The sequence below is a fragment of the Paenibacillus sp. FSL H8-0537 genome, from assembly GCF_038051995.1.
GTDB lineage: Bacteria > Bacillota > Bacilli > Paenibacillales > Paenibacillaceae > Pristimantibacillus.
Map to the genome: position 1 here is coordinate 694,623 of NZ_CP150290.1, position 13,357 is coordinate 707,979.

General features: G+C 45.7%; 9 protein-coding genes. 7 read left to right on the plus strand and 2 right to left on the minus strand.

The window, feature by feature from the left end:
• Nucleotides 1-96 precede the first annotated feature (96 nt).
• The 5 genes from MHB80_RS02885 to trpB all read left to right on the plus strand — a co-directional run bounded on the left by MHB80_RS02885 (nucleotide 97) and on the right by trpB (nucleotide 5,952).
• Nucleotides 97-2,094, plus strand: coding sequence for a methyl-accepting chemotaxis protein (locus MHB80_RS02885; RefSeq protein WP_341280753.1), 1,998 nt, complete (start codon nucleotides 97-99; stop codon nucleotides 2,092-2,094).
• Between the two features lie 395 nt (nucleotides 2,095-2,489).
• On the plus strand, nucleotides 2,490-2,999 hold the full coding sequence (locus tag MHB80_RS02890; RefSeq protein WP_341280754.1) for a hypothetical protein: 510 nt from the start codon (nucleotides 2,490-2,492) through the stop codon (nucleotides 2,997-2,999).
• Nucleotides 3,000-3,195: 196 nt separating this feature from the next.
• Nucleotides 3,196-3,966 carry a methyltransferase domain-containing protein gene (locus tag MHB80_RS02895; protein WP_341280755.1) on the plus strand — a complete coding sequence of 257 codons (771 nt, stop codon included), beginning with the start codon at nucleotides 3,196-3,198 and terminating at the stop codon, nucleotides 3,964-3,966.
• A gap of 162 nt (nucleotides 3,967-4,128) precedes the next feature.
• Nucleotides 4,129-4,569 carry a GNAT family N-acetyltransferase gene (locus MHB80_RS02900; RefSeq protein ID WP_341280756.1) on the plus strand — a complete coding sequence of 147 codons (441 nt, stop codon included), beginning with the start codon at nucleotides 4,129-4,131 and terminating at the stop codon, nucleotides 4,567-4,569.
• A 222-nt stretch (nucleotides 4,570-4,791) separates the two neighbouring features.
• Nucleotides 4,792-5,952 carry a tryptophan synthase subunit beta gene (gene trpB / locus MHB80_RS02905; protein ID WP_341280757.1) on the plus strand — a complete coding sequence of 387 codons (1,161 nt, stop codon included), beginning with the start codon at nucleotides 4,792-4,794 and terminating at the stop codon, nucleotides 5,950-5,952.
• A 157-nt stretch (nucleotides 5,953-6,109) separates the two neighbouring features.
• Here trpB and MHB80_RS02910 read toward each other — a convergent pair whose 3' ends face one another.
• The gene (locus MHB80_RS02910) at nucleotides 6,110-7,537 is read right to left on the minus strand and encodes an MDR family MFS transporter (protein WP_341280758.1); all 1,428 of its coding nucleotides are present in this window, start codon (nucleotides 7,535-7,537) and stop codon (nucleotides 6,110-6,112) included.
• Between the two features lie 82 nt (nucleotides 7,538-7,619).
• Nucleotides 7,620-7,859 (minus strand): hypothetical protein, encoded by a 240-nt coding sequence (locus MHB80_RS02915; RefSeq protein ID WP_341280759.1) that lies wholly within the window; start codon nucleotides 7,857-7,859, stop codon nucleotides 7,620-7,622.
• Nucleotides 7,860-8,300: 441 nt separating this feature from the next.
• On the opposite strand from MHB80_RS02915, the gene MHB80_RS02920 reads away from it, so the two are divergent.
• Nucleotides 8,301-11,012 (plus strand): YDG domain-containing protein, encoded by a 2,712-nt coding sequence (locus MHB80_RS02920; RefSeq protein WP_341280760.1) that lies wholly within the window; start codon nucleotides 8,301-8,303, stop codon nucleotides 11,010-11,012.
• A gap of 221 nt (nucleotides 11,013-11,233) precedes the next feature.
• A complete protein-coding gene (locus MHB80_RS02925; protein ID WP_341280761.1) occupies nucleotides 11,234-13,276 on the plus strand; it encodes a helix-turn-helix domain-containing protein in 2,043 nt (680 codons plus the stop codon).
• Nucleotides 13,277-13,357: the final 81 nt, after the last annotated feature.

A 13,357-nucleotide genomic window follows, 5' to 3' on the forward strand; every position in this document is an offset into this window, starting at 1 on the left:
GTTCACGTAAATGTGTCGAATTTTGTTGTAACTGATCCAAAAGTCTCCTACTATGAAGGTAGCCACATTACCTTGGAGAAGGCGGGAAATGTTAATATGAACAAAAAGCGGCTTTGGAAAAAATCCCTTACATTACGCAGCAAGCTGGTTTGGGCTTTTGTGATGATCTTATTGCTGCCCAGCCTGAGTATAGGGGCCATTTCCTATGATACTGCCCGCGCCAAGGTGCAGGAGGAAATGTTTGCAAGTGCATCTGGCAAGCTGGCGGTGCTGAATGAAACGATCAATCAGATGATTGGCGCTACTGAAAAAAATGTGGATTTTTTGGCAGATCAGCTGCCAGCCGGCAATATCGGTCCTGTCCAGGGAAATGAGGACCCGTTCGTGCGGGCGGTGCTGGACGCTTACAAACAAAAACACGACGACGTGGAACTAGCTTCGGTGGGCACCGATCAAGGGGTATACGTCAATGCTCCGAAAAGTGCGGTAAATCCTGCAGATTATGATCCGCGCAAGCGGCCCTGGTACATAAGCGCTTCAGAAAATAAAGGGAAGCCTACGATTATTTCGCCCTACATTTCCAGCAATACGGGCAATGTTGTTGTTTCGGTCGCCCAGACTACCAAGGACGGGCACGGTGTTGTTTCGGTCAGCCTGTCGCTGAAGGCGTTGAGCGATTTGGTGAATTCCACCAAGATCGGGACGAAGGGCTATGTATATGTGCTGGATAAATCAAATAAATTTATTGTGCACCCACATGAAAAATCAGGCAGTGAAGCGACAGCTTCGCCATATCCGGACATTTTCGAGCAAAAGCAAGGCAGTCTCGCCTATTCGTCTACGGATGGCAGCAAGCAGCATGCTTTTATTACGACAAATGAAAAAACAGGCTGGGTGCTGGTAGGGGTTATCGACGATAGTGAAGTGAGCGCGGCTGCCCAGCCGATTTGGTATAAGACGCTGATTGTCGTCGCGATTGCTTTTGCAGTTAGCGCACTGATCATCACTTATATGATACGCTCCATTACACGGCCGCTGAAGCAGTTGGTGGCGGCTTCCGAGGAAATCAGTCACGGCAATCTGACGCTGGAGCTTACCGATATCAGCAATGATGAGCTTGGCCAGCTGAGCAGCAGTTTTAACCGGATGACCCAGGCGCTGCATGCTGTCATAGGAGATGTAAACAGTACAGCGATGCAGCTTGCGGAGTCGTCTGAGCAGTTGTCAACAAACGCCAGCGAAACGTCCAAGGCGTCCGAGCAAGTCGCTCTGATCACGGAGGAGTCGGCAACCGGAATTGAAAAGCAGGCAGCCAGTCTGCAGCATACAGCTCAGCAAATTAAGGAGCTGTCCGATGGTGTTCATTTGATAACCGCAAGCACCCAGCAAGTATCCACGTCTGCCCAGCAAGCAACCGGGCTTGTACGTACGGGTACGGCTAAAATTCAAAGCGCTGTAACCAATATGATAGACGTAAGCAATTATGTTCAAAATTTCGCCGGAACGGCACAACGACTAGGCGATCATTCCGTCGCTATTGGCCAATTTGTATCGACCATTACGGGGCTCGCGACGCAAACGAATCTGCTCGCACTGAACGCTGCGATTGAAGCGGCCCGTGCCGGCGAGCACGGACGCGGCTTCGCGATCGTAGCGAGCGAGGTTCGCAAGCTTGCCGAGCAGTCCGGGGATTCCGCGAAGCACATTGCGGAGCTGGTACAGGCGATCCGGCAGGAAATTGACGAGGTCATCGTCAGTGTGAACACTGGTGTTGCCAAGATGGACGACGGCATTCGCTCCGTACAAACAGCAGATGAAGCTTTTTTGAGCATCAATGCGGCTATTGATGACCTGACTTCCCAGGTAGAAGGGATTGCTTTCGCTTCGGAACAAATGTCCGCCAGCACGGCCGAGGTTGTACAGGCCATTCAGTTCGTTAGCGAGGTGTCCGAGCGGAACGCTGCAGGAACAGAAAGTATTTCAGCTTCAACAGAGGAGCAGGTCGCTTCCATTGAAGAAATCGCTTCGTCGGCGGAAGAGCTAGCACATTTGGCGCAAAATCTGCAAACATTGGTTGTTCGCTTTAAAATTTGACCTGATGAAATCTTAGGGGTGCGCCGATCCGCAGAGTCCCGCTCTGAACACCCCGAGGCAGTGCAGCAGATGCTTTCCAGCAGCATCATGATGGGCGACAATGCAGGCAGGCGATTTTAGGACGCTTCAAGCTGCAACTCGTGCAGAAATGGCGAGAATGCAGGGACGCCTACTCGGTAGGCTTGGATATATGTAAAAAAAGTTGCTGGCGCCTGTATTCAACAGACGCCAGTTTTTTTGCATTCGATTACTACTAACCGTATTCGTTAATCCCTGCAACTAATCGTGCAAAGTTTTTACAATTCCTATGTACAGAATAAAAAGGAAAATGCCTAAACAAATCGAATATTATCGAATATAATAAAGGTTTAAATCAGCTTGCGGAGGCCTTGATCATGATTAGAAGTGCGAAATTTCTTATTCCCCCTGCGCGAAGATCATTGGTCGCACGGCCGCGACTAACACGCATGCTGGAGGAAGGCATGCAGGCCAAGCTGACGTTGCTATCCGCCCAAGCTGGCTATGGCAAAACGACGGCGTTAAGCCAGTGGGAGCGGCAATGCAGCTGCCCGATTGCTTGGATCTCATTAGATAAATACGATAACGACTGGAATGCTTTCTGGAATTGCGTCTTGGCGTCCATACAGGAAAGAATTCCGCGGTTCGGGCAATCTTTAGGATTTCTGCTCGAGCAAGAGTCAGCAGCTTCCATTGATTCCGCCATTTCGGCGTTCTTGCATGAACTAAGCACGATCAGCGGTGACTTTATACTGATTCTGGATGACTATCATGTCATTGAGCATGCGCCAGTCAACGAATCAATCAGATATATGCTTCAACATCTTCCCCCGCATATCCACCTTTACATTGCGACAGTACAAATAAGAAATGAATGTATATTTTGATTGACTGACAAGCTTTGGCTGAGTTGCTGAGTTTAAACTTAATGAGGTTAACTAGCAAAAATAGGATGGCTGGATTATACGACTCCAGTATGAAATTTTATAGTTTAAATCTATAGCGTATATAGATTTTATATATTTAACTTATAAAAAGAGCTATGCCATACTATCTCTAACATAAAAGTTGGGAGATGATTCCATGAGCTCCGATCAAGTCTGGCAATCTGATCATTATGACCGTAAGCTTGGGTTTGTATCCGAATTGGGCAAGGATGTTGTCCGGTTTTTAAATCCAATTAAAGATGAACATATCTTTGATTTGGGCTGTGGAACCGGAGATTTGGCTTGTGAAATAAGTCAAGCTGGTGCACATGTTACGGGGATGGATTTATCTGAGTCAATGATCGGGCAGGCACAGCGCAAATATCCCCATATCCAGTTTTTTGTGGGTAATGGCGAACATTTTACCGTAGATTCTACGTTCGATGCTGTCTTTTCCAACGCAGCGCTGCATTGGATGAAGAACCCGAGCTCGGTACTGGCCGGTGTATGGAAAAGTTTAAACCCTGGTGGCAGGTTTGTTGCAGAGTTCGGCGGAAAAGGAAATGTGGAAACGATTGTTCAAGCTATTGGCGAAGTGCTGCACGAGGACTTCGGCATTGATGCGAGCAAGCTGAATCCTTGGTATTTCCCGAGCATCGCCGAATACAGCACATTGTTGGAACAGCAGGGCTTCCGTGTCACCTATGCGGCTCACTTTGATCGACCAACAAAGATTGAGGACAATGAGCAGGGCTTGAATCATTGGCTGCGGGGCTTCGCGGATAATTTCTTCACAGCACTGTCCGAAGCGGAGCGAACTGCCGTTTGTTCGAAAATAGCTGCTAAAGCTCGCAACGAATTATTTCATGACGGTTCATGGTACGCGGATTATAAGCGCTTAAGAGTGATGGCAATCAAGCAGCGATAGATGTCTTATTAGAAATGATGTATATCGTCAAAATAAAAAAAAGCTATTACTCTGCCCTGATGCCGGGGCAGTTAATCTTTTTCTCGAAGCATCAGTCTCGCAGGCTGGATTATTCAGGATACACCTTATGGCTAACTAAGTTATTATCGGAGGGGAAGACCTATGGCAGATATAATTTTAGACAATATCAAGATTACTGTAGACTCTAACGAAACGGAGTACAACGAGGTATGTAATCATCTATATGAGTACAATGTTCGTGCGACAAATGGGTTACTAAAAAAGCCAGGCAAGGATATTAATCTATATCTTAAAGATGAATCTGGCAAAGTCGTGGGCGGCTTGTTTTGTGAAACTTGGTCTTACGGTTTGTATATTGATGTCTTTTGGATAGCTGATGAATTCAGAAACAAAGGATATGGAAAAATCATGATGACAGAAGCGGAGAGGCTTGGAAAAGAAGTTGGGTGTATATTTGCTCATACTTGCACATTTTCGTATCAATCGCCGGAATTTTATAAGCGCATGGGCTATGAGATTTTTGCCGTTAATGATGAATACCCGGAAGATATCAAACAATTTTTCCTAAAGAAAAAATTATAGTTTGTGCCTGAAGTACATCACTCGTGTAAGCCGGATTGCCTCTTCACCTTTAGCATAGGCGCTTGCTGTTTGACGTGCGAATGAAGCCCGTTATTTTATTCAAGATAGAGCAAAGGTCATTCAGGCTTACGGTCATTTATGGTAATATATCAGATATGGATGACCTTTTCTATTTCTATTTCAATTTTAATTTCTATATTAAATAATGGAGGCGCTTACTTTATGGACCAACAAGTGCAGCAAGAGGGATACTTTGGGGAGTTTGGAGGCAGCTTCGTCCCGCCGGAATTGCAGGAAGTATTGCGTTATTTGAGTGAGCAATTTTACAAGTTTAGAGATGATCCTGAATATAAGGAAGAGCTTCGTTATTACCTGCGCGAATATGTTGGCCGCGAGAATCCGCTGACGTATGCGGAGCGGCTTACCAAAGCATGGGGAGGAGCGAAAATTTACTTAAAGCGCGAGGACCTGAATCATACCGGGGCGCATAAGATCAACAATGCTATCGGTCAGATTCTGCTCGCTAAGCGGATGGGTGCCAAGCGGATTATTGCTGAGACGGGTGCCGGACAGCATGGTGTTGCTACGGCAACGGCCTGTGCCATGTTTAATATGGAATGCATCATCTACATGGGAGCTGAAGATACGCGTCGGCAGGCGCTTAACGTGTTCCGAATGGAGCTTCTCGGCGCGACTGTTATTCCGGTTCATAAAGGCCAAGGGCGATTGAAGGATGCGGTGGATGAAGCGCTGGACGATCTAGTTCGCAATTATAAAAATACGTTTTATTTGCTCGGTTCAGCAGTTGGTCCGCATCCGTTTCCGACGATGGTCAAGCACTTTCAGGCCATTATTAGCGAAGAGTCAAAACGGCAAATTGTGGAGAAGGAAGGCCGTTTGCCGGATGCAGTAGTGGCCTGCACAGGTGGGGGCAGCAATGCAATTGGCGCATTCGCCCACTACATCGACGAGCCGACCGTGCGTTTAATCGGCGTTGAGCCCGATCAAGCGCCATCCTTGACTGAGGGTGTGCCAAGCATCATTCATGGCTTTAAGTGCTTAGTGCTGCTGGACGAGGAAGGTCAGCCAAAGAAAACTTATTCGATCGCTGCGGGGCTTGACTATCCGGGCATTGGTCCAGAGCATAGCCACCTGAAGGTGACGGGCCGAGCTGAATATGCAACGGTCACCAATGAGGAGGTGCTGGAAGCCTTCCAAGAGCTGTCCCGCACGGAGGGAATCATTCCTGCCCTAGAGAGTTCGCATGCGCTTGCTTACGCGAAGAAGCTGGCGCCTACGATGGATCAGGATCAAATTATGATCATCAATCTGTCCGGGCGCGGGGATAAGGACGTCGAACAAGTATATCAAATGCTCAAATAAAACAAGGGATACATCATTTATTCCCATACAGTAGAAACAGATGTGCAAAATGAAAGGGCGTCCTATTGGGTGCCCTTTCATTTTGCTCTATAGGGCTCTATAGAGATAGGGTGTACAGCTTACAGTTACGGTTGTTTGAAAAATAGGGCTTCTATATTTAAGCTGTTTTATGATCAGGCAGCTTTCTTATAAACCAGCTCAGTGCCAAAACAAGTACGACGAGAATAAATTCGATCCAAAAAACCGTCTGCACACCGGCAACCATGCTTTGTGTCTTTTCCTGCATCGCAGTGGGATCGAGAGAATGGTGGAGATAACGATTGGCCCCAGACGACATGATGCCGATAAATAATGCGATGCCAATACCGCCTGCAATTTGCTGGAGCGTATTGTATATGGTTGTGCCATGGGGGACCAGGTGACGCGGAAGCTGATTTAATCCTGCGGTCTGAGCCGGCATGACGACAAAAGATATGCCTAAGAATAAGAGGATATGATTGAACATAACGGTGCCTCGCGTTGCATCACTGTCCATGTCGGCAAACAGCCACAATGATATGGCGATCAAAAATAGTCCGGGCAAGATGACAAATCGCGGTCCGAATTTATCGAATAATTTCCCGGACACTGGCATCATCATGCCGTTCAAAATACAACCCGGCATCAGTAGCAAGCCTGTTGCGAAGGCTGTCAACTGCATCACATCCTGCAAATAGATCGGCAGCAATGTCGTTGTTGCAAATAGAACCATCATCAGAATCACAACCAATACCGCAACCAAAGAAAAAGTGGGATGCCGGAATACGGAAAGATCGAGCAACGGCTCTTTAATCCGGAGCTGCCGCCATACAAGCAAGAGCAAAAAGAGGCTTCCTAGGGTAAGCAAGCCGTAACCCTCAGACTCAGACCAGACATTGGTTTGGCTGAAGCCGTAGGTGACGCAGCCGAAACCGACGGTTGACATCACAATGGATAAAAAATCGACCCTTGGCCTAGTCAGCTCGGTAACATTTTTCAAGTAAAAGCTTGCATAAATAATTGAAAACAGGGCGACTGGAATGACCATGTAGAACAGCCATCGCCAGTGAAAGGTATCGATGATCAGTCCCGACAAAGCCGGCCCAATGACAGGGGCGACCATAATGACGAGCCCCATGAGACCCATGGCGGAGCCCCGCCGTTCTGGAGGATAAAGGGCAAGAATCGTATTCATCATGAGTGGAACCAGCAATCCTGTCCCGCAAGCCTGAATAATCCTGCCCATCAGCAAAATTTCGAATCCTGGGGATACTGCACACAAGCAGGTGCCGGCCAAAAATAACGCCATCGCAGTCATAAACATCTGGCGAGTGGTGAACCATTGCTGCAGTAATGCGGTCACTGGCACCAGTACGCCAATAACAAGCAAGTAGCCTGTTGACAGCCACTGTATAGTGGAGGCGGCAACGTTGAATTCCCGCATCAATCCGGGAAGCGCGTTGGCCAGCAAATTTTCGTTAAGAAACGCAACAAATGCACCGATGAGCAGCGCGGTTAACATGGGCCCTCTTTTTATTCCGCTTGCCTCTTGTAGCCGTTTGTTCATCTTCTACCTCCCGAATATTCATTGTGTTCTGTCCTTGCATAGTGTCTTGACTTGACACGGATTCGCCAGCTTGGAACGCAGATTATCCTACGCCATCACTTTCTAACAAGGAATAGAAGTTATCGCGATCCTCGTCATCGAATTTTCCAAGTAACCGTATTCTTACAAATTCATGTCCGCCATTCATATCGATTTCCTCGCCATAGCTATTGTAGAGCGCGATCATATGACCATCCTGATTCAACTCCATGTACCCGAAACCGTTCGCTTCAGGAGCTTTATTGTAAAGAAGGATAAATCTGATTTTGTCTACTCGGTTCATGCCATTCTTCCTTTCCTGTCCGTTGTGTGCATATCCCTACATCCTCTATATCCCCATCAACCTAAAGAAAATTTTACGTGAAACCGGATAAAATGAAAAAAGCCATTTCGCCCTTCATGCTCTGAAATTCATTCCAATTTCAACACAATAAGGGGGGATTCCTAGTAATGTCGTTCATTTGCAAATGATCTCTTGACGGGATGAGGTTTGGCGATTATGATAACGTGCCGGTTAACTGAGCGAGGTAAATCAATAAAAAGGCTGACTTTTCGATGTGCTTTGGCACCGAATTGTCAGCCTTCTTTATTACTGTACGATGTATCCGGAAGAATTCGATTGCACGCTCGTTACGGAACTTTCTAAATAATATATATTAACTGCGATTTTTATGGTACGTTGTTACTAGTAATACTTTGTAATCATATAGGAGGAATACTATCAATGAACTATGCTAAAAGGCCTGTGACCACTCTATTGAGCACTCTATTGATTACAGTTATGTTGTTTTCATCGTTTAATGTCGTTTATGGTGCAACAGAGTCTTCGGAATCTGACATCAAGGGAACCTGGGCAGAAGGACAAATTACGGCTTGGATCGACAAAGGCTTTATTAAAGGTTATGAAGATGGCAGCTTTAAACCGAACAATACCATATCAAGAGCAGAGTTTTTCGCTTTGATTAACCGTTCATTTGGATTTACCGAAACAGCACCAGTTTCCTTTAGTGATGTGACATCATCTAGTTGGGCATATGCTGAGGTTTCCAAAGCTGTGAAAGCTGGCTACATAAAGGGGTATGTGGACGGAACAATCGGTGTAAATAAACCTATTAGCAGGCAAGAAGTTGCAGTTGTTGTAAATCATCTTCTAGCTCTCTCGAATATATCAAGTACGGAAGCAAGCTTTACCGATTCAGGCTCCATAGCCTCATGGGCGAAAGCGGCGGTTGATGCCACAGTAGCTAAAGGTATTCTGCAGGGCTATGCGAAGGACAATAGCTTCAAGCCTAGTAAACCTATTACGCGTGCTGAGGCAGTCGTTACGCTAGACCGTGCAGTGAATGCCAAAGCAACCGTTTACAGCTCAGCAGGAACCTATGGCCCTGCAACTGGAACGGAGACAATTGAAGGTGATGTAGTCATTAGCGTGACGGGCGTTACTTTGCAGAATATCATCATTACCGGGAATCTATTATTTAGTGAAGGCGTTGAAGAAGGCGATGCACACCTTAATAATGTAACGATAAAGGGTGTGACCCGGGTAGAGGGTGGCGGCGTGAATTCCATCTATCTAAACCATACATTCGTAACATCTCTTATCGTTGATAAGAAAAAAGGACCTGTTCGTATTGTCGTGGAGGGTTCCACAACAGTGGGAGAAGCTGCGATTCTTTCCCCAGCCACGCTTCAAGAATCGGGCACCACGGGGACTGGCTTCAGCAAGGTTATTTTATCCGAGTTATTATCCGCAGGTTCGAAGGTGACTTTAAAAGGAACATTTGATTCCTTAACGGTCAAAGGCAGTAAAATTCAGGTTGATATCCCTGAGGGCACTATCAAGGAATTTATCACAGCGTTAACAGCAACAGATACGACGCTTAATCTTGGCACTGATGCCAATATAGTTAGCCTTATCTTAGATACTGTAGCTAAGATTCTAGGAACGGGCACTATTGAAAAAGTGACGATTAACTCCGTTGTTAAGGACGGTACGACTTTTGAAAGCACAATTAGACTGTTGGATAAAGTAGGTAGTGCAGCTGCGTCGACTTCACCTTCGACTGGAGGAGCGGATACGACTGCTCCAACTCTATCCCATATAACCAGTGGTCAAATTTCAGCTGGAGATAACGTATCGGGTAGAAGCAATGAAGGTGGCTATTTGTATCTGGTTCCTTCAACAACAGCGAAAACCATTACAGATCTGGAGCAATCTGTTGCGAACTCGTTAGGCAAAAAGCAATCGATAACAGCCAACACAGATTCAATGATTAGCACAGTAGGTTTAGCATTAGGTACTTATGTCGTTTATGCCGTTGATCATGCGAACAACATATCTATTGCTTCATCAGATATAGTCATTGGTATCAAACAGTTAACCGTCTCGAATTCAGCGTTGACAACAGAAAAAATGTATGATGGATCGACATCAGTAGCTGTGACAGCGGGCTCATTAATCGGAGTTGCAGCTGACGACACTGTAACCGTGAATGCAGTAGCTACTTACAATGACGCAGCAATCGGTATAGGCAAAACAATCACCGTGGTTTATACGTTGGGTGGAGCAAATGCAGCCAATTATATGGCGCCTGCAAGCTATACAGTAAATACAGGAGTCATTACAAACGCGCAATTGACGATCGGGGATCCGGTATTTACACTTGTAGAAACGCAAGATGGAGATACATCATTAGTAGTTGCAGCAGGATCTTTAGTTGGGATTGTTGCGGGCGAAAATGTGACCGTGAATGCAGAAGCCGTTTATGATACATCTTCTCCAGATCATGCCAGACCATTAACTGTTGATTATGCAATAGCTGGTGCTGATCATGGGAATTATATGGCCCCTGTAAGCAATACTAACTACACGGTATACGTACAATCGAGTGTAGATACAGGTATTATCATAGACCTGATAACCACTACCAAAGTGTATGATGGAACGTCAGCAGCAGCTGTAACAGCAGGTTCAAGAGATGGATCCTGTGTAGGCGAAGGGATTTGTCCGGAGGATGACGTAACGGTAGCTGCTTCAGGAGCTTATGATGATGAAAATGTAGGAACAAATAAGTCGATAACCGTGTCTTATATTCTATTGGGGCCACCGATAGAGGTAGGAAACTATACGCCGCCAGCCAGCATTACAGTGACAGGTACAATTACTGCAAAACAATTAACGGTTACGGCACCAACATTAACAGCTTCTAAAGTGTATGATGGAACTGCAATTGCAGACGTAACACCAGGTGCACTAGCTAATGTGATTATTGGGGATGACGTACAAGTACATGCTGTAGCCACTTACAATGACGCAGCTGTAGGAACCAATAAAGTAATAACGATTGAATATACACTTACAGGAGCTGATGCAATCAATTATATGGCCCCAGCAACCCAAACAGTAAGTACTGGTGAAATTACTGCTGCACGCTAATATTCCTGTGCAAAGACTATTTACTCTACAAAAGCCTTCCTAAAGAAAGGGCAAAAGTAACTCAAGCCTTCACCGTCGAATGAGACGGTGGAGGCTTTTTTAAATGATTTGATCGTCATGGAGAGAAAGTCGCTCTAGCTGCCAGTCATTAATTTGTTATTGATAACCATAATCATTTGGACTACCATACAATTAGGACGCTTACTCAAGGGGGCAGACAGATGCAAGGAGATAGGGGATCGACCAACCATTTTACAAAAGAAATGATAGATATGGCTGTTCGGCTATGGTCACGCTCTTCCATTTCATTAATAGATGTTCGCTACAAGCTGATTCATCCAGATACGCCAATGCTGAACTATAAGCTGCCGACTAGCACGCTCGTCTACACCCACGGGGGGACGGCTAGCATAAAATTGGATCGTATCTTCTATCAAGCGGGGAGATTTGGTATTTTTCATGGGGGAAAAGGGACAGAACTGTCCATTCATCCTACCGATACAAGCTTGGAGATGTACATGGTCATGTATAAATCCGAAACGGCCCCATTTTACAAAAGAGAGCTGCACCGCTTGCTAGAGCAAATCAATCCGTTTATACAAGTGTATGGGTTCTCGCCAGAGAATCCCGTTTTTTTCATGGAGAAGTGCCGGAGCATGTATGAACACTGGAATCGGGAGTCTGCTCAAAATCATTTTTATGCGAAGATTACGCTCTATCAGCTTATCTATGAAATATACAAGGAGCTGGAACAAGGACATATTCACTACTTTGAGCCTGATTATGTGGAGCTGGTTAAGCAATACTTGGATCAAAATCACACCGAATCGGTGTCTATTGAACGACTGGCGGAAATGCTTCCTATTAGCAGGAGCCTTCTAAGCAAATTGTTTAGGAAACGCGAGCAGAAAAGCTTGCAGGCCTATTTGAATGAGAAAAGGCTTGAGGCAGCCAAACGTTATTTGCAAAAACCCAATGTAACGATTCAAGAGGTTGCCATTGGGTGCGGTTTTACAGATGAATTGAATTTGAACCGTATGTTTAAAAAGTATAATCAAATGACGCCAAGCGATTATAGAAGAAAAATGATTGATAACTTTACCAAAAGTGATATTGATAACAATTCTCACCACCTCTACAATGAGAGAGAACTAGACAGACTAGCGAAAACTACAGGAGACGGGGAGTTATCAATGTTTGGACAGACGAGAAGCAAGGAACTTTTTTTAGCGGCGGCCATAAGCCTCATGCTGCTCTTATCAGCATGTACATCGGCTGCACCAACGAATACAAGTTCTCCAAGCTCGGCACCGGCACAGTCGCAAGCTCAAGCAACGTCAAGTGCAGAAGCGAAGGAGACAGAGACTGTGGCACCAACACGGGTTGTCAAAACAGAGCATGGAGACGTTGAGGTTCCTGCCGATCCCCAGCGGATTGTATATTTGGTAGGCAATAATGTTGGCGATATTTTACCTTTCGGCAAGACCGTGGTTGGCGTTGATAAATACGGCGATCCATCGGAGCGGCCTGAAGAATGGATACAGCAATGGGGACAGTTTGTCTCAGCTGTTAAAGTGGTTCCGGGAGATGATTTGGAAGCCATTATGGCGCTTGATCCCGATCTTATTATTGGTTCTCCAACCTGGTCATCATCCTCGATCGAGCAGTTAAGCAAAATAGCCCCTACCATTTTCTATAATGAAATGGCTGCTTTGGAAGAGCGGATGACTTTCTTTGGTGAAGTGTTTGGCATGCCCGAGCGGGCCAGTGAACTGATCGCACAATATAGGGCTAAAGTCGAAGCCGCAAAGCAGCGTCTTATTGATGCGGGCCTTTATGATAAGAAAATTGCGTTTTTGCAAGGAGTGGAGGACGGTACCCCAGGCTTGCAAGGTGATAAAACGAGGGGAATTATCTACGAGGATCTAGGGATGCAGGCGCCTGAAAGCATCGAAAAAGAGTTTTTTAACAGAGGGAATCCGAAATCGGAGGGCTATTATTCGCCCATTTCATTAGAGGTTATTGATCAATACTTGACCGAAGCGGGGATTATCGCCTATTCAAATTTTGATCCAACTATAGAAGGCCTGGAGGCTAAGCTTTCTTCCGTTAGCATATGGAATACGATTCCGGCAGTACGAGAAAAGAATATCATGTTTTATCCAATTAGTGACACTCTAAATGATTATGATTATGCAAGCCGAATAGTCTCGTTAGATACTTTTGTCGATGCCTTGTTAGAGCTGCCGATTGCACAGAAGTAGCCCTCATTCGATAAAGAAGCAATGGTGCATGGGAGCCATAAAACCCACCTGGGCCGCTTCAGCCTAAAGGTGGGTTTTTCT